This is a genomic window from Neptuniibacter sp. QD34_54, assembly GCF_047778055.1.
Lineage (GTDB): Bacteria > Pseudomonadota > Gammaproteobacteria > Pseudomonadales > Balneatricaceae > Neptuniibacter.
In genome coordinates, this window is the sequence record NZ_CP180546.1 from 492766 (window position 1) to 519255 (window position 26490).

2 protein-coding genes are annotated in these 26490 nt (G+C 46.4%); both read left to right on the plus strand.

Features of this window, described 5'->3' with window-relative positions:
- The first annotated feature begins 39 nt into the window (after positions 1 to 39).
- Complete coding sequence (locus ACMXYP_RS02150; protein WP_415883365.1) at positions 40 to 24531, plus strand: LEPR-XLL domain-containing protein; 24492 nt, start codon at positions 40 to 42, stop codon at positions 24529 to 24531.
- Between the two features lie 82 nt (positions 24532 to 24613).
- Positions 24614 to 26488 (plus strand): HlyD family efflux transporter periplasmic adaptor subunit, encoded by a 1875-nt coding sequence (locus ACMXYP_RS02155; protein ID WP_415883366.1) that lies wholly within the window; start codon positions 24614 to 24616, stop codon positions 26486 to 26488.
- Positions 26489 to 26490 lie beyond the last annotated feature (2 nt).

A 26490-nucleotide genomic window follows, 5' to 3' on the forward strand; every position in this document is an offset into this window, starting at 1 on the left:
TACCCTTCTGATTTTTAAGAACTATTTAGAACCGGAGAGATGTGGCAGCGTCGATCCGGTTTTTCGGCATTTATAGAATGGTCTTCGGCAGGGCCAATTGAGGGTGATTTTATGGCGATTAAACGGAATAATGCGACGAAAAGTCGGCTTTGGAATGCAGTCAATCGAGCAAATCTAGGAGTCCCAAATATTGGGGTGCCGAGAGTTCCGTCAGCCAAAAATGCCCTGAGAAATGACCGCTTTAGGCTCGAATCGCTAGAGCCTAGATTACTCTTATCTGCCGACCCTGTTTTTGCAGCAGCTGCTAATGCTGATCTAACAGTTCGTTTACTTCAAGAAGAGGACGTAACCCTTGTCCAGATTCTTGATAACAATGCCGATTCTGAAGACTCTGCCGTACTTCAGGAATACACCCTGATCGATGATACAGGTGAAACTGTTCTTGATAGCCTGACCATTAATGGTGTTGATGACTCAGATGAATCTCTTACCCTCGAGAATAGTCTGCTAGATGACACTACAGGACTTGTGGTTAATTTTCATGGTGGTACTGGTGATGACACGGTAGTAGGTACTAGTGCTGATACTCAATGGAGCTTGACGGGTTCTGGCAGCGGTAGCGCTGATGAAGGAAATCTTAATTTTACCGGTGTCGCGAACCTCGAAGGCGGTGACGGTGATGATTCTGTTGCCAACGGTTCTGCTACCGCATCTTGGTCATTGACTGATACTTACTCAGGTTCAGTGAATAGTGTCAGTTTTACGGGTGTTGAAAATCTAACCGGTGCTGCTGGTGATACCTTAGATTATTCTTTTTATGGTATGGGTGTAACTGTTGATTTAGTTGGTGGCTATGCGACCGGTTTTGCTTCTGTGGCTGGTTTCGATAACGTTACAGGTTCTAGTCACGCAGATACTATTGCTGGTAATAGCAACGCTAACACTCTGGTCGGTGGAGGCGGAGACGATACGTTGGTTGTTAATCGTGATGCAGATATCACATTAACTGATACGGAAGTTCGCTTTGATGGCGAGCTGGCAGGTTCTGGCGAAGACTCTATCTCTGGCTTCGAAGCCGCTTCGCTAACTGGTGGTGATGGCGACAACACGATAGATGCTTCGGCATTTACGGGCCTTAATGGCGTCAGTATTGATGGTGGTGCAGGCGCTGATACATTGACAGGTACTGGTGTTGCGGACCGCATTATTGGCGGTGAAGGTGATGATACCATCTATGGTGGTGCGGGCGCAGATGTTTATGTCGCATCAACTGACCAAGATATGCTTATTGCTGCAGGTGGTCCTGGTGATGCTGAGTTTAAAGCCGGTACCATGAATGCAGGGGGGCAAATTAGCTCTCCGAATGATAAAGATACCTTGTACAGCATTGAATCTGCGGAGCTTACCGGCGGTGATTCGGCAAATACTATTGATGCAAGTGGTTTTGCTGGAAGTGTAACCATTGATGGTGGTGCAGGTGACGATAATATCACTGGCTCAGCGCAAGCAGATATTCTAACCGGTGGTTTAGGTGCCGATACTATCGAAGGCCTTGGTGGTGTTGATACCTTGGTGGAAAGCAGTAACGGTCATTTTGCATTGGTTGGTACTGTTGCTAGCTCGACTTTAACGTCTAGCAAAAACGAAACAGCACTTATCACTCTAACTGGTGTAACTTCAGGAACTTTTACCCTGACCTTTGCTGGTCAGACAACCGCCGCTATTGCATATAACGCCTCTGCTGCTGAAATTAAAGCGGCCCTTCGTAGCTTATCTAATGTTGGCGAACAAGATGTCACTGTAGCACTGGGTGACATGGATGCTTCTACTGATCCTGTAGATGGAACAACTGAGTGGACGATCTCATTTACGGGCGATCTTGCTGATAGCAATGTGGCAAATCTAACCCTAGATGATACTAATCTGGCGGGTGGTTCTGCATCAGTAGCAGTTACTCAGCATTTCACTGAAAACGATACGATCACAAACGTTGAGAAAGCAGAGCTTACTACAGGACAGGGCGCTAATATTCTGGATGCTTCCGGATTTTCTGGTTCTGTAACGCTGGATGCGGGTTCCGGTGATGATATTCTCCGTGGTGGTTCCGCCGCTGATATTCTGAAAGGTGGGTCCGGTAACGACATACTTTCTGGCGGTGCTGGTGAAGATGACATTGATGGTGGGACAGGTAATGACATCTTGTCGGAAACCGGGGATCGTCACTTCTATTTGACTTCGTCAGCCCTCTTTAATGCGGCAGATGCTGTGACCAGCTCGGAAGACGATGTTCTGACAGGTATTGAAGGCGCTGAACTGACAGGTGGTGCTGGTGCGAATACGATTGATGCTTCTGGTTTTAGCAATGTAGATGCGACTACCCAGCTTTATTACTTAAATAATGGCTTTGGCGTAGGTACTGGTCAGGGCAATGACCTCCTAGTTAAGCTGGGCTCTACCGATATCGAAATAGATCTAAGTACCGCAAATACTGTTCAGGACGTGCTTGATCTGATCTCAGCTGCTGATGCCGCGCTTACCGCTGTACTGGATGGTATCGCGATTCAAATCACCAGTTCGGGTGCTGTTATTACGGAAATTGGTTCTCTTAATAGCTCAACCACGGCTGAAGATTTAGGGCTTTCCTTCAAGGGTAGTTTAACAACAGTAACAGGCGATACTTTAGGTACGGGTAGCGTTACGCTTTCTGGCGGCGCTGGTGCAGATACGCTAGTTGGCTCTGGTGGGGCTGATGTTCTAATTGGCGGTGCTGGTGCTGATACGATCGATGGTCAGGGTGGTAAAGACCACCTGACAGAAACATTCGATCTGAATATGACCCTGTCGGATACTGCGGCAGCAACTCATGATGCCGAGCTTGTTATTGGTACAGATGATGCGGATGAGCTGAAAAATATAGAGCAAATTACGCTGACGGGTGGAGCGAGTGAAAACACATTAGATGCATCTGATTACTCATTAACTTCGGTAACCCTCGCTACAGGTGGCGGTACAGACACTCTTAAAGGTGGTGCGCAGAGTGATACCTTTATTCTTGATGTTTCCAACCTTGATAATACCGATGCTGACCCTGCTAACCATGACAAAGTAACCATTAATGTTGGTGGTGGCACTGAAAATGAAGTGGTGGTTCTAGATACCGATGGATTTGTAACTCAAGACGATTTTGGTTGGGTTAATTGGGTTGATGATGCTGGTGACCCAGCGGCAGCAGCAGGAACGCAAACCCTAAAAGGTAATGATGATAGCGATGGCAACAAAAATAAGCTTGTTGTTAGCGAGAATATCACGCTGTCAGGAACAAACCTCAAACTCTTAGCTGACACAATAGAAATCAAAGGCTTCACCATAGATACCAGCGTAAATGGTGGAGTGTCCGGTGATATTTATCTTGAAGGTATCAACATCACAATTGATGAAGGTGCCCAATTAATCGCTAAGGACGATAATGCGGGTACTGCCGGTGATATTACGATTTATGGTCTGGATGACCGTCTAGATTGGACTTCCGGTTTCGCCAATATCGACTTTATTGAGTCGATTGTAACTATCGGGCAGACCGAAGGTGCTGGTGGCGAACATACCATTATCAAAGGTGGCGATGTTGTTGTTTATGCCCGTGCTAATGCCCAGCACTACATCAAAGATACCGATCATTGGGATTTCGCTCTAGATGACTATTTAGCTTTCGGTCTAGAAGGTATTGCTGAAGCTGCAGAAGGTTTTGCTCTGTTTGCAGCGGTGTCTTATGCGAAAGGTAATGCCCAAGTCAAAATCGGTAAAGAAACTGAGATCGAAGCTGAAGACTTTATTGCCGATGCGACGTCGATTGTTAATGTTTCAGCCTCTCCAACAGGATGGGCGTTTGCTGGCGCAGCGGGTGTAATCGATAACACTGCAAAAGTAGAGATCGACGGTAAGATCACAACGACCGATGATCTGATCGTTCGTACGAATGTGGATAACACCACCAACGTACTTGCTGACCCAACCGCGGCAGGGACTATAGCGACCAGTGTCGCTATCAGTGTAACTAACTCTGAATCTACTGCGCATGTGCAGGATAACGCCATCCTTAATGTCGGTGGCGATTTAACGGTTGATGCTAATACCGTCGATAAAAACCGTACGATGGCGCGTTCTATCTCGGGTGATACAGGAGCCTTAGGTGTAGCACTGGCATTTAGCTATGAAGATGGCAATACCAATGCTTACCTAGACGGAACCGTAAATAGTTCTAATAGCATTTCTGTGACAGCTGAGATGGAAAAAGCAGCCATTGAAGCGTCAGAAATGATCTTTGTGCCTACCCTTGTAAATGGTGTTCAAGCTGTTTCAGCCACAGGCTCTGATTCTAAAGGCAACTTGCTCGAAGATACCGAAGCTACAGCTAAAGAGAAAATGACCGCAGGGGTGGATAGCCTAACCGGTGGTTTCATCACTAAGGTTTCTAAAGCTATTGCAGGTAAACTGAGCTCTGATCCTCCAGGTGATCCTTGGAAGTTTGATGCAAGTTTCAGTACAGCTGTTGTTATCGATAAAAACAAAGCAGATGCTCGCATTGGTGATGGCGCTTCAGATGGTGATAGCGACAGCGGCGATATTACATCGTCTGGTGATATTACGGTTAAAGCTGTTGTTTCCTCGCGTCCTGATGTAACCGCATCCTCCAGTGCTGAAGACGAAAATGCGAGTGACTCATCCAAAGGCTCTCAGGCAAATACTGGCGGTTCCGTTGCGATGGTCGTTGGTATTTTCGAGAACGATGCAGATGCACTGATTAATAGCGGCGCTAAGGTTGATACCGAAGGTACGCTAACTGTCGATGCGCAGGCACTGAATCAGATCGATCCATTAGGTTTATGGGGCGCAAACCTAATAGCGCCACTTGTGTCTGGTGATAGCATTAAAGCCGATTATGATACGACGCAAGATTATGATCAGCCGATCAAACTAGAAGGTGTTGTTGAGGTTAAACAGGGCCATACTGCTGGTGGTAATGTTGGTTCTTTCTATGAATATACTGGCACCCATGAGCAGACCTTCGACCTTTCTGAGGTCAATTTCACTTCCGGTGATTGGAAGGAAGTAAACCCATTTGCCGAAAAATCATCAGGCTTTATTGGTCAGCTTACAACTTACCTTGATGATAATTTAGGTTTAGATAACAACCTGATCGATAGCTGGTCAGTCGCGACTGCTGAAGGACAGAAACTTTCATTGGCAGGTGCCGGTTCTGCGATGTTTATCGAGCAGGATTCGGATGCGCGCATTAAATCTGGCGCAGAGATTAACCAGCGCTTGGCTGCATCTGGTACGCCAGGTGATGTGATTGTTACGGCTAACAGTGTTAATCACCTCGCTGCATTGGGCGGCAATTTTAAGACTCCGGGTATCTCTTCTGGTGGCACGACAGGCTCTGGTGACGATAAAAAACGTACTTGGAAGCCTTCATGGGAGAGTGGTGGTGCTGGATCATCTTCTGCAGATGGCGGTAGCGCTGCAGGTTTGACCGTTCTTTATCATGGCTTTACCGGCAATTCGATTGCCAAGATTGAAGATGGTGTTCTACTTGATGCGGATGCATTGAAAGTCGTTGCTGATAACGAAACTGTAGGTGTGACCTTTGGTGCATCCGGTGGACAGTCTGACAATATCGCCTTCAATGGCGCTGTTATTATCAACGAGATCGATAACAGCACGATCGCACAGATCGCTGAAGGTGCGACTATCAATGTGGGTAGTGGTGATATCGGCGGTAGCGGCCCATCTTTGCAGGTTAAAGCTAAAGATGATGCTTACCTCATCACTGTAGCTGGTGGTATTGCTGCTTCTGAACACGTAGGTGTTGGTGCAGCTGTATCTGGAAACATTGTTGATCGAGAAACTGAAGCGCTTATTGGTGCTCGCGATGGCGAGGATGTTGCGACAACTAAAGGTTCTGTGACTGTTGCTGGTGATCTAACAGTCGAAGCTGATCACGAAGGCTTTATTGGATCGCTTGCGATCTCCGGTGCGAAAACCTCTAGCAGTTCTACTCCAGAATCTGGCGGTACGGGTGTTAGTCAGAATAATTCGGATGGCTCCAAGAGCGAAACAGACGATCCGGGTAAACTACCGAATAACCAGAAAAATTACGACAACGTTATTGCTGAGCTTAAAGCGCGTTTTGGTGAAACGGACAGTTCATCAGGCTCTTCAGGTAGCTCTACAGCTAGTGAAAATGCGGGCAAATCGGGCATCGGTATCTCTGGCTCAGTAACCATCAATTATGTCGAAGATGATGTTTGGGCTTATATCGATTCAAGTGGTGATGTAACTACCACTGATAGCGATAGTACGATTACGATTAAGTCAGATGATTCGACTGCGATAGGTTCTCTTGCAGGTTCTGCGGCTATCTCTTCAGCTAGCGCAGGTAAGTCTGCTACCGGCATTGCAGGTGCTATTGGTATTAACCTGATTGGCGGCAAGAGCGCGGCATTTATCGATAATGCAGGCATTATTACTACGCCGCGTTTGGATATGGATGCGACTCGCACAGGTTGGGTTGTTTCCATCAATGTTGGTGTTGCTGGTGCTACAGGGCAGCAAGGTACTGCTGTTGGTGGTTCGGTAGCTGTCACACGTATTACTTATTCCACTGAAACAAGTATTACCAACACGCCTACTGTTGTTGTGAATGGTCATCTGTCTATGCATGCAGATGATTCTAGTAATCTAATTCTTGTGGCGGGTGCTGCTGGGTTTGGTGGTAAGTCCGGCGCAGGTGTTTCAGTTGCCTTCTCTGAGATTGAAAACTCTGTTACATCGAAAATTGATAATGTTGATAGCCTGAAATACACATCAGGTTTAGATGTAAATGCTAAGGCTGATGGTCTTCTCGTAGCTGTAACGGGAACGGTAGGCGTATCGACTAGCAGTTCTGGTGGTCTTAGTTTAGCGGGTACGCTGTCTATCAATATGGTTGATACTGATGTTGATGCGGCTATTTTAAATACCACCACGACAGCAGATTCTGCTGGCGACGTTACTGTTTCAGCTTTAGATGACTCTTCAATTTTCTCGTTTGCAGGTGGTTTTGCAGCGGGTGGTAAGGCTGGTTTGGGTGCTGCGTTAGCACTTAACTTTATGACCAATACGGTGAAAGCTCGTGTTGAAGGTTCGACGATCAGAACTGATGGCAATGTTACGGTTAAGGCGCTTGAAAGCAGTTCATTAATTGGTATCGCACTGGGTGGTGCTGGCACTAACAAGTTGGCTATTGCTGCATCTGTTTCCGCAAATCAAACCGCTAACACCGTATCTGCAAAAGTACTTGATAGTACGATTGAAGGTCGAGGTGATAACACTTCGACCTCTGTTATAGCGCAAGATTCTTCAACTAGTGTAGGTATTGCAGGTGCAGGTGCAGGAGCGGGGAAAGTCGCTCTGGGTGCAAGTATTGGCGTTAACTTGATTGGTAATACGATCACGTCACAGGTGGATGATTCACTTATCCACATGACTGGTTTGAACTCCAATATCAATGTTACAGCGATAGCAGAAGAAGTTTTGGTCAGCGTTGCTATTGGTGGCGCAGGAGCAAATACTTTTGCACTGGGTGGATCTGTTTCGGTTAATGAAGTTACTAATACTGTAGAAGCTAAAGTAACTAATAGTTTGGATACATCTTCATCTGGAACGCCAAATAAAGGCCTTCATGCGACAGGTGATATCTCTGTGTCTGCTGCTGATAGCACAACAATGGTTGTTGTTGCTGGTGCGGGAGCAGGTGCAGGTACTGCAGCAATTGGCGCTGCAGTTTCCACAACCGATGTTGGCAATACCATCAAGGCCTCTATCGATGGTTCTACGGTTAATTCATCTGCTGGCAATGTTTCTGTTACTGCAGGTTTTGCTGCGCCTACGACGGCAGCTGATCTTGGTAGTCTGGGTGTTGATACGGCTGACCTTCCAGATGAAACCGATACTAGTTCGCAAATCATCAATGTCACTGTAGCTGGTGCGGGTGCTAATACCTTTGCTGCAGGTGCCGCTATATCTTTGAATTGGTTACACAATAATGTTCAGGCCTATATCAGCGGTGGTGCTGATGTAGATGCAATGGGCGATATTAAAGTTAATGCCCGTGATGACGCAGATATGATCAGTGTCGCTGTAGGAGCTGCAGGCGCAGGTACGACAGCAATCGGTGCTGCATTGGCTTATAACTATATCGGTGGTACGCCTGAGGACCCTAGCCGCACAGTTGATAGTAGCCGACTGACTGATGATGCCGGGCAGGTACTTGCGTACATCGACAATTCACAAGTTGATTCATCCGCTGCGGGAGTCGAAGTGGCAGCCCATGCTGATGCGAGCATTATTAATGTAACTATTGGTGCAGCGGGTGCGGGAACTGTTGCTGTCGCAGGTTCAGTGTCCATCAACTTTATGCGCAATATTGTGAGTGCCCAGATTAAAGGTGGGGCTGATGTATCCGCGCATACTGATGTTGATGTTAGTGCGACTGTTACACCGATTATGATTATTGTTGCGGGCGGTGGCTCCGGTGCGGGTACTGCAGCTGCTTCTATTGCTTCTGCTACGAATGATATGCGTAGCAACATTAGCGCAAGTATCGAAGGCTCTGGTACAACAGCAACGGCGACTACGGGTGATGTGAATGTTGCAGCAGAAGTACTAAATACTAATCAGTTACCTACAGTAGGTGATGCTTCTAATCAGGCTGATACTTATGCAGCGAATGCTGCTGATCCAGACGAAAATCCAGATCCTATTTTAGATGCTCAGATTTGGAGTTTTGCTGTCAGTGGATCTGGTGCAGGTACGGCAAGTTTAGCTGGTGCGTTAAGTCTGAACTGGATCCGTAATGAAGTAGAAGCCTTTGTGTCCGATGGTGCTACTGTCACAGCTAATGCTGGAGGTTTGAGTCTTCGTGCGTCGGATCAGGCTACGTTGAACTCGCTTGCTGCAGGTCTAACAGGGGCTGGCACTGGCGCGGTTGGAGCTGCTGTAGCGTATAACTATGTAGGTGGTGATCCGGATGATCCGGCATCAACTCGTAAGAACTTCGCAAAAGTTTACATTGATAATGCCACAGTGAATGCTGGCAGTTTGGCGATGAATGCTATTGCTAATGCCAATATTAATTCGCTTGCAGTCGGGGCATCTGGCGCAGGTACTTTTGCTGGCTCTGGCGCTTTATCGCTTAACTGGATTAAGAAAAATGTTGAAGCGTTGATCTCCAACGGCGCTAAAGTAACGACAACCAGTGATATCACTGTTCGTGCTTCAGATAGTTCAACTATTCGTTCCGGCGCTGTTGTGATTGCAGGCTCAGGCACTGCTGCTGTAGGTGGTGCGGTTGCTTATAACGAAATAGCTAACACTATTTCTGCAGGTATCTCAGGTTCAGGAACAACGGTTACTATCACCGCGGGTAATAGCAGCGATATCGTGATCGAATCCCTGTCTGATTCTACTGTGAAAACTTTAGTAGCCAGCGTAGCTGGTTCAGGTACTGCGAGTGTTGCAGGTTCAGCAGGTGCGAACCTACTGGAAAGCCAAGTGAACGCTTTCATTGATACAGCAACTGTAACAACAGATGGCAGTATCTCTGTTTATGCTGAATCTAAAGATACATCCGAAGGTATTGTTGGCGCTATTGGTGCGTCTGGAACGGCAGGTATTGGTGGTGCCGTAACTGTAAATCAGTTGGATAATGGTACTTATGCTTTCATCGATAATGCGACTGTTGTAGCTAAAGGTCTCGGTGATGGCGTTGAGGTTAAACCTTCAGCAAATGCGGGTTCTACCGATACGGTCAATGGCGTATCCGTTCGTTCCAATGTTACCACTAACTTAGAATCTTATGCTGGTGCAGGTGGTATATCAGGAACAGTTGGTCTCGCTGCTAACGTACTGGTTAACCGTGTTGCAAATACATCTGAAGCACGTGTTAAAAACTCCACAATCAATAACTCCACGGATCGTGGTAAGCATCTAAAAGTTAATGCTAATCAGGAAACTGATTTTGTCAGTGGTGGTGGCGCTGCGGGTGTAGGTCTTGCAGGAGGTGGAGCCGCTGCCACGGTAGATACCAACTTTATCAACAATACTACTCGCGCCTACATTGATGGTAATAGTAATAGTAAAGATATTTTTGCTGCTGAAGGTATCAGTGTCTCTGCCGTTTCAGATGAAGACCTGAGTACAGTAGCGGTAAGTGTAGGTGGCGGCCTTTATGTTGGTGCGTCCGGCACAGCTTCAGCCTTTAAGTCCAGTTCGCTTACAGAAGCCTATGTGAATGCAGCTGATCTTAATTCTTACGGTGATATCACAATCAGTGCAGATTCTGATGTTGATATGAGCTTCGACGATGTTTCGTTAGCATTAGGTTCTGTTGGTGCTGGTGCATCTGTTAGTGTGGCTCTGTTTGAGGGTACTACTAAGGCGTATACAGCAGGCAGTAGTTCTCTAGTCTCGGAATCAGACGGTGTGGGCGGAATAGGCGGTACTGTTTCTGTCACTGCTAATGCTAAGGAAAGCTCTGATGCTCTTGTCGCTGCAGGTGGAGCGGGTATTGGTGCAGCAGCTGCTTCAGTAGGTGTCTTGAGCAGTACTTCACATACTTCCGCATATTTAGGTAGCTCTACGACAGTGACAGCGCTGCAAGGTGTCACAGTTACAGCCGACCATGTTATTGACGTAAACAAAGAGAGTGCGAGCGCAATAGGCTCCGTATCTGTTGGCGGTGGTGGTATTGGTGCTTCAGTTGACGTAATCACCATTAATAACACAGTCGATGCCCATATTGGCGCGGGATCAGTTCTTACGACTGTAGGTGCTGTCCGTGTAGAAGCGACAGCGACTAAGAATGTTGAATCAAATGTTTTGGCTTTTGCTGGTGGTGCAACAGCTGGGATCAGCGGGGCGGTGTCGTATATCTCAATAGGCACGGGCCCAGATGGTGATAATGATAATGAACTCTCAGCTTCACAATCTAGCGTGGCTTCAGGCTTTGGTAATAGTACTGTTAGTGGTTTAGGCAGTGACGGCTCTGCACAGAGAGCACAAGCAAAAGGTGATAGCACACTAAGCAGTGGCTCATTCTCAACCATAGATATTCAAGCTGATAACAGCAATCCATATAGTACACGTGCTTATATTGATGACGCCGTTACCATCCAAGGTGTTGATGGAGTTAATCCAGTAGATGGTAGCAATGTACGGGTGTCTACCGCGTCAGTGACGGTTAAAGCGGATGAGAACATTAATGTTGATGTTCTAACTGGCGGTGCTGCTGTGGGTGGTAGCGTTAGTGTAGGTGGTACGGTATCTGTTACATCTCTAGGCGGTAACACCACTGCTTGGATTGGCAATGCTGGCACTATTGAGACAAGTGGTGTAGTCACGGTTGATGCCGATTACACGACTGACGTTGATATTGAAGTTTACGGTGGTTCTGCAGGTACTGTTGGCCTAGGTGCTCAGGTTGCAGTGCTAAACGATAGCAGCAATCAGTCCGCCTACATTGAAAATGGCACGAGTGATGCCAATGGCGCGAAAATTGTTAAGGCGAGTTCGCTAGATATTAACGCAGCAGCGAACCGTGATATCAACATTGATATTGTTGGCGTATCTGCGGGTGTTGCCGCGGCGGGCGCCGCGATTGGTGATGTATCTGTTACTGGTTCCACAACCTCCTATCTAGGTGATTATGCTCAGGTTGGGCAAAGCGGAACATCTGGTTTCACGGTTACAGATGTCAATGTAACGGCTGTTAATAATCTTAATGTGGATCTAGAGGTTACTGCAGTAGCAGCAGGCTTAGGCGCAGGAGCTGGTAATGATGCGAATATCTCTTACTCTCCAACGGTATCTGCTCGTATAGGTAAAGGCTCTGATATTGATGTAACAGGAACTGTTACCGTATCTGCGGTTGCTACTCCAGAGATTGAGACCGATATGCTGGGTGTATCTGCTGGTGGTTTAACCGTTGGTGTCTCTCTGACCGATGTTGATGTTAATGCTAATGTTTCTGCAACGTTAGGATCTGCTGACGGTACTGAGGGTAGTATCAATCTTAATGCCGCAGTCCTTAATGTATTGGCTGCCACAGATGTAAAAGATGGCGGTAATGGCATTAGTGCTGAATCTACCGGCTCTTCAGGTTCGCTAGTTGGTGTGAACGCAACCCTAAGTGAAGTCTCAACGACAAGTGTGGTTGAGAGCGTCATAGGGGCAAACTCTAATTTGGTTGTTGCAGGTGCCGTAACTATTGCGGCGGTTACTGAAACTCGTCAGAAAGCGAACTCCGATAGCAATACCGGCGGTATTGTGGCTGCGGGCGCGAGCACAGCGACTGTCTCTTCTAACACTACAACCACAGCGCGTATTGCGTCTGATGTTGATATCGATGGCGGTAGCTTAAATCTAGTTGCTACAGGTAATGATGATAACTTCGCTGTAGCTGATGCTGGTAGTGGCGGTGTGCTAGCTGGAGCTGGTGCAGCAGTGACAACGAATAACACCAGCAATACTCAAGCGATCATTGATGGCGGCCATACGTCTGGTCGTAGCATTGATCTGGACGATGCCTCTAATGGCGCGGTAATGATCACAGCGGATCATACAGCTAAGTTCAATGGTGAAATCAGTACTGTAGGCGGTGGTGCCCTAGCGGGTAGCGGCGCTGAAGCAGATCACGATGTTAATGCCACCGTTAGTGTCTCTATTGGAGCGAATACCGATATGGATGCTCGCTCTATGGATATCTCAGCTACCAACGCTTTGAGTAAAAATCAGACGGGTATTGATGGTACTGTGGGCGGTGCTCTTGCGGGAGCTGGCGCGGATAGCGATATAGATCTGAGCATTAACACTACGGTGGATGTTGGTGCTGGAGCTAAGTTGGATGTAGTTGGGTCTGCGTTTGATCCGGGGAATCTATCTATTGCGGCGCTAAATAAACTGGATGTTAAAGACAAGATTACCCTAACGTCTGCAGGACTAGCATCGGGTGTTGGTGCTAATGCAAATATCTCTACCAGTCAGGATTTAAGCCAAGTATCCATTGGTAGTGGCGCTCAGTTAAGCAGTGTTGGTGATGTGACTTTCTCTGCACGTGGTCAAGGTACTGTTTCTGCACAAGTAAATATGGATACATATGGTGCAGCGACTGTAGGTATCGCTGACGCTACTGTAAATATTCAGCCGGTTAACCAAGTGAATGTTGGTACCAATGTTCAAATCGAAGCGGCTGGTGATCTGAACTTGTTGGCGGGTATCGGCACCGATAAAACACGTGACCAATACACTATCGAAGCACGCACAGATAGCTTTGCAGGTAGTGCAATCCCAATTGATGATGTTAATGCTTCCTCTACGTTGGTGCAGACTAACTCAATTACGGTGGATACAGGCGCTCATCTTAAGACCGCTCGTGATGCCAACCTATATGCTGAAGACTTCGGTCTGGCGCATATGACTGGTAAAGCAAAAGCGGTTAACTGGGCAAGTGCTGCAGGTGATGCAATCAATAGCGTTACTGGCGGCGGCGGTGCTGAGCAATATGATGGTTATATCCATTCAGATGCGACGGGTACGGTAACGGTTAACGGTACGATTGAGACAGGTATTAACCGTCATCAAGAATTGATCGTTTCAGGGATGGATGCCTTCGGCAATCCAATCATTTCATCTATTTCTGACGGTATTGAGTACACCGTTACTTCTCAGGCCCTTGAATCAACTTTAAGTGCAGAGTTGGCTGAAGCACGCAAAGCCTATGCGCAGTATCAATACAGTAATGCTGAGCTGAAAGCTTATTACGAAACTGAAATTACCCGCATCGAGAATGAGATGTTGGCGAAGGGACTGTTGGAAGTTGTTACAAACTCTGACGGTAGTATCAGTAAAAACCGTATTGACCAATCAGTTATTACAATTGAAGTGGCGCCAGTTTGGGCGGAAGCGGGCATTATCAATGTTCGAAGCGACTTCCTGTTGGGTAGTGGTACTTTTGATGCTCCAGGCGATGCTAGCATCACTATTACCAATAATTCGCCCGCCTTCCTCAAAATTCATGGTGCAACAATTCCTGAATCAACAGGTGGCTTGTTCCACAATGGTATTGAGGTAACCGAAGCAACGAAAACAGATGGTTACACGCTAATCAATGTTGCAGCTTCTGGCGATCCTGAAATTAATATCATCAACTATTATGAGCCAGGCCCAGGTGTTTCTGCGCCTACGCCAGAAATTCAGGTTGTTGGGGATATTGAGAACCTAAACGGCCTCGTTAATATCCAAAATGATGTTAGCGGCGGTGATATTAAGATTACTGCCGAGATCCGTTCTAAGGATCTAAACATTGTTGCCGGCGGCAGCGTCTTTATTACAGGTTTGACAGATATCAGCACCGGCGGTGAGCCATATTCGCTTTGGAGTGAGTACTCTCCAGGTGAAAATCTCACCATGCAGGTTGAGGAAACTTACACCTACGAAATCTTCGGTATCACTCTGGAAGGCACACGTACCGTTACTAAGAATGTTGATTTCGGTAAGGGCCAAGGTGTTGGTGAAGTAAGCAGCAGTGATGTTACGGCGATTCTGAACCAGTCACCTGATGAAAACTCGATGATTTATGGTGATCGAGTTTATATCGATGCCGAATATATCAACCTCAACGGTATTGTTCAGAGTGGTCAGCAAGATATAACCCTTAACCTGACTCAAGCGAACATTGAAGCGGCCAAAATCAGTAGCAATGTTACTGCTAGTTCAGTAGGTCTGGTTAAACTAACAGATCTTTCTAACCGCTTCTTCGGTGTGTACTGGGATACCCAAAACCAACGTATCTTGATCGATGAGGTGCGTGCTAGCGGTGGTGATATTGAACTTCGCGGGCATCTGTTGAATACAGGTAAAGGCGAAGTACGCCTCTTGAGTGGTTACAGTGCGATCAATGTTGCTAACTCCTCAAATTATGATATTGAAATCTTAGGCCTAGATGTATCGCAACGCGGTGCAGGTACTTTGATTATGGCTGATAAAGCTAAAGGCAGCAGTAGTGATCCTCAGGTGACTATGTATGAGAAAACAGCCTTTGGTGATGCGACCACTACAGGTGCAGAATCTATTATTGATCAGCTGAAATCTGCAGGTCATGAAGTGGGCGTTACGACCCTATTGTATATGGGTAACCAGTCTTCAATTACTGAAGCTGACGGTACGGTATTTACTAAGACCGCTTCTGGGGCAACGATTACGACATCAACCGGTCAGGTAGTGACTATTAGTAGCTCCGCTATTGCTAGCCAAACTAGCTATGAAGTAGGTAACTCAGCAAATGGTGTATGGCGTGCTGGTTGGTCTATTGATGTAGATAAGTCGATCTACCGTGAAACTATTTTATCATCCTCATCTCTATGGGGTATCGACTTCCTATGGCCTGATCCAGAAGATATTAGCTGGGATCATGAGCGTGTTGATAGCCAGCCAGTATTGGCGGATGAAGGTATCTACTATTATCTGGATACCTCTGCGAATAAGTTCAATGACTACAACTACGAGAAAACGACGACTTCTCTATCTTCAGATGAGTATGAGAAGGATCACTGGACGACAAGTACTTGGTATGGCAAGAAAACATACTACTCTCACTACGTGCAGGAGGAGAAAGTTGCCGAAACCCACACTCATGATATCCGTGCTGATAATGATATTACTATCAAGTTCCAGGGTTACAGTGAGGGACAAATTAACTTAAGTACTTCCGGTAGCGGTTCTGATCTATTACTAAAAGGTCCGTTGGCTAACACGAGTGGTACAACCAATGTTACGGCGTCGCAGGGTGGCATTTACATGCTATCAAGCGAAGCTTATGTTGGTGGTAAAAACATCAACATGTACGCCCGAGATGATATCGGTAGCGCAGTGATGATGATGGCCTTGAATCAGACTGATGATGCTTCTGCATCATTCAGTGCTACTACTGTTTCTGGTGATATCTATCTGGATCAATTTACTGGTAGTTTGGCAATCGACACGATTACAGCGGGTAACCGTTCTGATGTCATTATCCAAGCTCAGCAAAGTATCACTGTAGCTGCAGGCGGTTCTGGTTTGATTACAGCAGGGGCTGTAACCTTAACGGCTGAAGGTGGCTCTGTAGGTAATAGCTCTTCAAACAAACTAAAACTTGATTCAGGTACCGAACTGCGTGATGCGGTTGAAGTATGGGCCAAGCAAAATATCTACTTAGCTGAAACTAGCGGTGATATGCACTTGTTTAAAGCAACGGCTGAAACAGGCGATGTTTATATCAGTGTGTTGGCTGGTTCTCTGCTTGATGCTAACAGTTCCGTGGAGCGTGATGATCGTACACGAGAAGAGTTGATTAACTCTGTTTGGGCTGAATTGCAGCTGACAGATGGTACTGGTGCAAACGATAAGATCCAACAAGCTAAAGATGTCTATGCGGCAGGTAAAGAGAGTGAGTACCAATCTTACTGGCAGATTAGAAATGAGCAGTTTGGTGGTGTGTATGATTCGAATGATGCCGTTAGCCTGACCTCAGAAGAGGAATCTTATTACCGCACATTCTACGCAGAGCAAGGTAATACAGCTGCGGAAATTGATGCGGCTATAGCCACCCTTGAAGCGAAGAAATCATCTCAGTACCACACTTTGCACTCCGAGTATGGTGCAGGCGCTTATGATGCGAATTACAGCTATACCCTGACCGCTGATGAAATTGATGCGATTGAAGGTAGCATTAAAGTTTGGACCGAAGATGAACTGATGAATCTAATTAGTGCCGGTTTACTGAAACCAGTAACCAGCACAACTGATAATGAAGATTCAAACGTTGTTGCTGGCGGCACAATTAGCCTAAGTGCATCTGCAGGTGTAGGTGCTGCAGTTGGCGGCGTTACGATCGAAACCGATGGTGACTACACAGACGATGAAAAGTTTGCCCTAGCTGCTGCTGAACGTTCAGATATCGCTTTCCTAACCAGCATTGAAAGTAAGAACGTTGAGGTGGATATTAATTCATCTGGCACAATTACCCGCGGTTCTGGTTCTTGGATCGATGATGGATTTACTGCAGGTATGCAGATCCGCATGATTGGTGATAGTGCAAATGCTACAGAAGGAAGTGAATTCTTCGAAATTACCTCTGTTACAGCGAATACCATCACTCTAAGTTCTGGATTTGATAGCAGTGAAGTTGCTCAAACTGTAACGGTTACCCAGGTACTGGCTTCGCCAACGAATCAGACAATCATCGCTGCATCTGAAGATTGGAATAGCAGCTTTGTTGTTGGCGATGTAATTACTCTTGATGGCGTAAACTACCTGATCGACCGCTTAACGTCCGATCTGATCGAGGCCTCTCTGGCTGATGACAGTGTTGATCAAAGTGGTGCCGTCGTTGTTGATAGCAGCCGTTATACAACTTCTACCATTACTCATGTTGCAATCGATCAGCGTGAAGATATTAACGTTGATGATGCCCAGTTAGGCGGTACGCAGACTCTAACAGTCAACGCTGGCACTAACTTGTACATTGGCTCTCAAGGCAAGTTGGATCTAACAAGTATTACTGCAGGTGGTAATGCAGATGATGCAGTACGCATCAAAGTTAAAGATGGTATTACCTCGAGCCAAGGCTCGGATACAACAGTTATCCGTGGTGGCCATCTGATCCTAGAAGGCGGTCAAGGTGGCATCTATACCGGCAGTGATGATTCTCCAGAAACACTGCGTATCGATCTCAATGATGGCGCTACGCTCACCGCTCGCGCTTCCCAAGGCGTCTACCTGAAAGAAGCCAGTGGCGATATGAATGTTGCGGGTATTTATGCAGCTAGCGATAAGGTTTACCTAGAAACCGAAAGCGGTTCAATGCTGGATGCGCTGGATAACGAGTATGAAAATATTCGCGCAAACCGTGTAGAACTAGTTGTTGCAGGTGGTTCCGTCGGTGAAGCTGATAACGCCCTAGATGTTAATATCGTTGCAGCGCCTACCGCTACAACCGGTACGGTCAATGTATTAGCTTCTGGTGATATCAATCTTGCAGAAAGCGATGGCAACCTAAACATTGATCACGTTAAATCAACAGGCGGCGATGTTCGCTTACAAGCTCATCAGTCTATTATCGATGCGCTTGATAATGGCCTAGTTGATGGTGCACTACCGCAAGTGGATGTTGAAGGTGCAAGCATTACCTTAGTGACGATTCTGGGCACGATCGGTGAGGCCGATAATGATCTGGATATCGATACAGGTTCTGTTGAGGGTGCGACCTTAACAACGTCGAGTTATGGACATAGTTACATCACAGAAACCTTAGGTGATCTATACCTGAATACCCTTGAAGCTAAAAACGGTAATACTGCGTTTATAGCGGCTCCAGATGGCAGTATCTTAAATGGTCGAGCATCGGGTAGTAACGTTGCATCCGGTAAAGTTTATCTTGCAGCAGCTAACAATATTGGTGCTGTGGATAAATCTATTAAGACCGAAGTTGGCGGCGTAGAAGCTGAAGCGATCCTTGGTAGTGTTTGGTTGGATAATACCGGCGCGTTGACCGTCGGTGGTGTTCTAGATGTGAACAAGCCAGGTATTAGTGCTGGTGGTGCTATCCGAGTTGTAACTCACAGCCCGATTACACAGGATGAAGATATTACTGCTGTAGGTAATATCGAGCTGATTGCTACAGACAGCACCGATCTGACGGCTGACTTCTTAACCATTAAGTCGGGCGTGACATTGACGACTGAAGCAGACGTTATCCTCTATGCAGGTGATGATCTGTTGATTGAAGATGGTGCGACCGTTCACGGCACCAATGTTTATATCTTGGCAGATAGCATTGATGTGAGTGGCGATGCGTTCACCTTATCTGAAGCGTTAACAAGCGTTGCTGATACAGGTGGTAGCACCATTACCATCTCTGGTTTGGTTACAGCTGATAATGCTATTCATACCCGTGGTGACGCCGAGAACGACACGATTATTGTTAGCGCTACCGGAGTGATGATCGCTGATGTTGAAATGAGCTTCAACGGTGGTGCTAGCGACGACAGTATCCAGTTCTACGGAACGGTTTTTGCTGATGCTGCTGAAACTCACGCTGGTGTTGATGTTCTTATCGATGGTAACGAAGGTGAAGACACTGTATTGATTGATGCGCTGCAGTTGGTTGGTGATACCCGTATTGAGGGTGGTGCTGATAACGATGCAATTACAATCAACGAACTACATAGCCGTTCGGAACAGCTAGTTCTGGATGGTGAGTCCGGTACGGACAGCTACACTATCAACCGGACAGGTAACGATGCAGATTATGTGATTGATGTTGAAGATACCGGTGCTCGTGACAGCGGTGCTGATACTCTAACCATCAATGGTACCGCTGATAACGATACCTTCTTACTTCGTGCCAACTTTGTTGCAGCCCTTCATGGTGATCTAGATGCTGGCTTTACGAACAATGTAGAGCGTATCACTTACAACGAAAACATTAACGCTCGTCTGACTATTAATGGTCATGCTGGTGATGATGGTTTCTACAGTGATGACAACAGCAGTATCACCACGCTGGATGGTGGCGCAGGTAATGATACCTTCCAGATCGGTCAGCTATACGGAGCTGATCGTCAAGCTCCATATGTCGCTGTAGGTGACGAGATTGAAACCACCGAAACAACACTAGGTTTCTTGAGTAACGGTAACAGCTTGCCAATGGTTGTTTATGGCGGCGACGGTGAAGATCAGATCACGGTTTACAGCAATAAGGCATTGACCAAACTGTACGGTGAAAATGGCGATGATACCTTTGTTGTTCGTGCCTTCTTGAAGAAAGGCACCACTGAAACAGCAGGTGGCGGTGAAACCGAACTCTTTGGTGGTGATGGCGCTGATAACATCCAATACAGTATCAATGCCCCACTTAAGATCGACGGTGGTGCAGGCAATGACACCTTAGTTGTGCTTGGTACTGAAGCTGATGATAACTTCATGATCACTGAAGATGGTATTTTCGGTGCAGGCCTGAATATCGGCTTTGAAGGTATCGAGTTTGCAGAAGTTGATGGTCTAGAAGGCGATGATAACTTCTTTATTCTGAGTACTAGCGAAGATGTTGAAACAACGATTATCGGCGGTTTAGGTAGCGATACCTTCAATGTTGCCGGTGATGTAACTGAAGATATTATTTCGTACTCTGTAGAAGGTCGCAGTGGCTTTATTAACCACAGTGTTTGGAGTGATGATCCTCGCTTTAATGGTATCTTCGTTGATGGCGTATCCCTGAATGTTGCAGATGATGAAACAGGCAAAATTCAGGTTGATATGGTTGATGGCAGTCTGGTCGTTGATGAAAACGGCCTGTTAGATGACTTCTACGAAGTTTCTCTAACAGCGGCTAAACCAACAGCAGCTACGATTGCTTATGTAACTGTATCTGCAGCACGTGCTTCTAGCAGTGATAAAGAACTACCAACGATTGGCGGAGGTGATCCTGCTGATAGCATCTTAGTATCCGTTGATGGTGTTAACTACTATGAATCATTAGTGCTGAACTTTGATTCTACTGCAGCAGATGGCTCCGTGGATGACTGGCTACGTAAGCAAAAAATCTACGTTAAAGGTGTGGACGACGGAGCGATTGAAGGTGAACGTACAGTTGTTATCAATCACAGTGTATTGAGTGATAACCCTGACTTTAATCACCTAGATATAAACAACGTTGAAGTGACTGTTTACGATAATGATCAAGCCGATTTGATCATTACTCAGTCCGATGTTGATTCCCGTGTGGTTGAAGGGGCTGCTTCTGGTGATACCTTTACAGTAGCGTTGACTCAAGCACCGGCTGATGGTGAAACAGTCACAGTTGTTCTTGCAGAGAAGAATGCCGCAGGCGAAATCGATTTTGATAAGACTGTCCTAACCTTCGATAAGGATAACTGGGATGACGCTCAGACAGTAACGGTAACGGCAGTTGACGATACTGATGTTGAGAATGTCTTCCGTTCAGCAGTTACTTTCACAACCACAACGGACCTTGCGGTAGGTTCTGAATTTGATGCGGTAGTGACTGATGAATTGCGTGTTAGCGTTGTCGATAATGACACGGGCACCGTAATAGTGACGCCGACTAATGGTTCTACCATTGTGAGTAACAGTGAGACGGATAACTACAGTTTGGTGCTCAGTACTGAACCTACAGATCCGGTAACTGTTAATGTGCTGACTGATGGTCAAACTATCGTAAGTAGTGCAGATCCTCGCTTTAACGCGACTGATGGCACAGTGACCTTTACTGCATCTGATTGGGATTCTCCAGTTGAGATTGTTGTTGCGGTGAATCCGGGTTATGTACCTGATGCATCGAATCAGCCTGTACAAAATCCTCCGTTGCAACCTCATACCTTGGATCAGATTCGCGGTAAATTGATCATTGAAGGTTCTGTTCCAGAGGGTAAAGAGCGTGCGCTATCTAAAGCGGTGATGCTACCTACTGAAACAGATGAAGCGTTGCCAACTGTTGATATCAATACTGATGAAGCGGCGCAAACAGATACGTTGTATATGTTCAACGATGGCAGCCGATCTGATGATACTGGTTTCCTAACGGATTCTACGATTACCGGTTTAGGCATGGGTGCAGGCGGCGTTCAGTACAATGACGTTGAAGTAGTTGAAGTGTTGAATGGTCAAGGTGACGATACCTTTACAGTCCAAAGCACAGCAGAAGGTGTAATCACCGTTATCCATGGTGGTGGCGGTGATGATGAGATCTATGTGACTGGCGGTGGCGGCGCATCAGCTCCGTTAATCTTGTTGGGTGACTCTGTACAGGATGGCTCTACCTACACATCGACCTCTGATGCGAAGACGACTAAAGGCCGTGAATTTGCCAATGCGGGTAATGACACGATTGATGCTTCCGGTGCGACAGGTTCCGTGGTTATTTACGGTGGTCAGGGTAACGATATCCTGACAGGTAGTAACCATGGTGATCATATTGCTGGTGGTTCTGGTAATGATGAAATCTATGGCCTCGGTGGTGACGACCATATCTATGGTGATGCCGGCTTTAACTTAGATCTAACTCAGCGCTTGAGCCTATCGACTCAGATTCTAACGGTTGTTAATACGCCAGATGGTGTTAATGATAACCCTGAAACCGCAGATACGTTGACGGTTGGTTCTGACACGATTGATGGCGGTGATGGCAACGATATTATCTTTGGTGACAAAGGTGTTGTTAATCAAGTTGCGGGTACAAATCGTATCCTAACAACGGCAGAAGTGGTTAGCATTACCACAACAAACCGTGACGAAGCAGCGAATGACATTCTGAAAGGTGGTGCTGATAACGATGTCATCATGGGTGGTCATGGTCAGGATGATATTGAAGGTGGCAGCGGTCACGATATCCTTATCGGTGACCATGCCGTTGTAGATTACAACGACGGTGAAACTGATATTACAACGTTGGATTCAGTTACAACCGTTGAGTTGGTGAACGGCGATAACGATACCATCAAAGGTAATGAGGGCGATGACCTAATTATGGGTGGTATCGGCGCTGATAATCTATTTGGTGGTAATGGCGATGGTGGCGACGCTATAACCGTAAGTGATGACGACATTATCTTCGGTGATCATGCGACTGCATTATTGGCTGGAAATAGCTTTGTTCGTCTACTAACGAAAGAACAAACTGAAGGTGTAGCTGACCTTATCAAAGGTAATGAAGGTTCCGATCGTATCTTCGGTGGCGCTGGTGCCGATACCATCGAGGGTAATGCCGGTGGTGACTGGATCATGGGCGACTTCGGTGAGATGAAGCTCTACAGTAACGGTAACGTTGAGATCTTCTTCTCTGTAGATGAAGCTGGGGATGCGACTGCAGGTGATATCATCGATGGTGGCGAAGGTAATAACCGTGTGATCGCTGGCCTAGGTGAAGACAATATTACTACCGGTGGCGGTGATGACCATATCATCGGTGATAACGGTGTCCTTAAATACGGTGAGGATGAAGTTATTACTGAGGCTTATACGGTTGAGCATGAACTAGGCGACGATGACACCATCGAGTCTGGTGTAGGTGATGATATTGTCCTAGGTGGTAACGGCAATGACACTATTAGTGTAAGCGCCGGCAATGACAGCGTTATCGGTGATAACGGCTCGATTACCTTCAATCTTGGGATCCGCGATATCCTAGAAAGCACTGATACAACCAATGCTACAGGTGGTGATGACACTATCTCCTTAGGCTCTGGTGATGACCAAGCAATCGCAGGTGTAGGTAACGATACGGTTACTAACGAATCTGGTGAGACAATCATCATTGGTGATGATGGCTACATCAAAAACGATGGTAATGGCCGTTATCTAAATGCTTACACGGATAACTTCCGACTTGGTGGCGATGATAAGCTAACGGGTGGTGAAGACCGCGATATCCTCTTCGGTGGTTTCGGTAAAGATGAGCTAGGTGGTGGAGCCGGTGATGACCTAATGACCGGTGATGCCGGTATGGTCACGCGTAACACCGATACGATCGTGCTTGAGTCCAAAGATTTGGAAGTGATCGATACACTAGATGGCGATGATGACATCTTACGCGGCGGAGCAGGCCTTGATCGCATGATTGGTGGTGCAGGCGGTGACCTGTTCTACGGCAGCTTCACAGAAGATGTGATGGTGGGTGAATACGCTCGTTATACATTTGCTGCTGATGCAGAAACATCTGGTGAGCAGGCAACCTTCGTTATCACACTAGCTCAAGGCGCACTCGACTTAATCCGTTCATCACAAATTGGTTTGTATAAGAGCATTGCTCAGCAGATCTTCGATGCTTCTGACCTAGGTGAGGTAGCACGAAGCCGTACGGCCGTTGCTACAGAGCTAAGTGATGATGCTATCGCTGCTTTGGGACGTTTAGGTGATCTGCAAAACTTCAGTGGTTCTGCTGCACCGGGCGTTGATGTTGTTATTCAGTTTGACCCAACTGCAGCTGGTGAAAACTCGGAAGAGCAACTACCAGAAGGGGCTATAGCTGAAGAGGGTGAGCTACCAGAAGACGCTCAACAACAAGAGTGTGAGCCTGTAGATGTTGAAACTGTTGAGGGTGAAGTGGTTGAAGGCGAAGAGGGCGCTGCCTCAGCTGAATGTGCTGCACCTGAAGCAGAGCAAGTTGAATCTGAAGAGGTTAAAGACGAGCAAGGCAAGGACTCCGAAGTCAAAGCTACTGAAGGAACTTCAGAACAAGCTGAAGACAATGAAGAGTCAGCGGGCATTGCTGCCAACCTAGAAGCTGCACTAGCAGGTTTCAGTGGTTGGGCCGTAATGAAAGCGAATAAAGGCAATACGAAGAAGGAAAGCTCTAAACTTGATAGCGAATCATTAACGCAGCTAAAAGCTAGAAATAAGAAATCTGGTTACGTTAGCTGGGAAGATATTCGTAAGTAATTAGGATAGACTTTTCATAAGGGGCTGCTGCAGCTTATCTGCATGCAGCCCTTTTCGTTTTTAGTAACAGGCCTGCTCAGCCATGGACAATCAGTCAGACACAAAACATCCACAAGATTCTTCTAGTTCGCTAGAAACGTCGCAAAGTACATCCGTTACATTGGATGCCTATTCGCAACAATCCGACAGTTTTTATCAGGATTGGTTGGATTCTCAGTGTTCCTTAATTGATGGGGCACAATCTGCTTTAGTTCTAGCGCCATTAGATGAAGGTGATAATACCTACCACCCTATGGCTCTCTGGCCACAGGATTCAGGAGTACTAACGGATCTGCATGGATTAGCAGAAGAGATTATTACTAATCGTTCAGCACTCGTAACCGCTTTACCTGCTAGCGTTCCTGGGCATGAAGTTTTTGCGATTGGCTATCCAATTTTTTTGGATGATGAGCTGATTGCAGTGGCGACCGTTGCTGTCGCCGTATCATCAGAGCAACAACTAAAACGTGCGATGCAGCTTTTGGAGCTTGGAGGTTCGGCTTTAGAAGTTTTAAAACTACGGTTGGAAAAGCAACAGCGCTCTGCCAAAGATGCTAGTTTAGAAAGAAGTATTGATTTCTTAGCCAGTGTTCAGTCCGAACCTGATTACGCTAGTTCAGCAATGCGCTTGGTAACTGAGCTAGCAGTAATGCTCAATTGTGATCGTGTGTCTCTAGGTAACTATCAAAAAGGCCACTCCAAGGTTTTACATCTATCCCATAGTACTCAATTTGGTAAGCGGATGAACCTAATTCGCTGTATTGAAGAGGTGATGGATGAGGCGATAGACCAGCAGCAGTCCGTGGTCTATCCAAACCCTGATTTAGAAAGCAGTTCGGTTGTGATTGCCCATTCAAAACTTTCGCAGCAGCAGGGGGATGCGGTTGTACTCAGTGTACCTCTATATGTGGCTAACAATATTGTTGGCGCGCTGACCTTTGAAAGAAACCCCGATATTCCATTTACCGAGCAGGACGTGGCTCTGTGCGAGAGTATTGCTGCGTTGGTGATTCCGGCTTTAGAGGACAAGCGCCTGAATGATAGAGCGCTGTTACTGAAAGTTTGGGATTCTGGAAAAACTCAATTTTCCAGGCTTTTTGGTCCAGGTTACTTAGGCCGTAAATTACTCTTTATTCTAAGTGCTATTTTGATCATCTTTTTCTCTGTTGCTCAAGGTAGTTACCGCTTGTCAGCAGATGCTAAGTTAGATAGCTATATTCAGCGGGTGATCGCTGCGCCTTATGATGGTTATATCCACTCAGCCGTTCATCGAGCAGGAGATGTGGTTAAGAAAGACCAGATGTTAGTGCAACTGGATGATCGAGACTTACATCTTGAGCGCCTTAAATGGCTAAGTGAAGAGGCCAAGCTTAATCGACAGTATCAAGAAGCTTTAGCGTTCCATGATCGCGCTAAGCTCAATATTATTAACGCGCAGCAAACACAGATTAAAGCCCAGTTAGATCTGGTAAATAGCCAATTGGAGCGCGCTAAGCTTCTATCACCATTTGATGGTTTGATTGTCAGTGGTGACCTTAGCCAGAGACTAGGTGGGGCAGTTCAGAAAGGTGAAGTGCTCTTTGAAGTGTCGCCACTGCATTTTTATCGTATTAATCTTTTGGTAAAAGAGAGTCGTATTGCTGATGTCCTTATTGGTCAAGATGGCATATTGCATTTATCAGCTTTGCCTGAAACGCCATTCGAATTTGTAGTGACGAAGATTACGCCCCTAACTGAAGCCAAAGATGGAGCGACGTACTTTGTAGTAGAAGCATCGTTACAAGGTGAATCTCTGCAGTTGCAGCCAGGTATGGAAGGTGTGGGCAAAATCTACATTGATGAGCGTAACCTATTGTCAATTTGGACTAGAGAGATGCAGGAATGGATGCGTCTTAAAGTCTGGTCTTGGTGGGGCTAGCG

Excerpts from the sequence above, each read along its gene's own strand:
- ACMXYP_RS02150 (WP_415883365.1), top strand. The coding sequence starts at position 40 with ATGTGGCAGCGTCGATCCGGTTTTTCGGCATTTATAGAATGGTCTTCG.
- ACMXYP_RS02155 (WP_415883366.1), top strand. The coding sequence starts at position 24,614 with ATGGACAATCAGTCAGACACAAAACATCCACAAGATTCTTCTAGTTCG.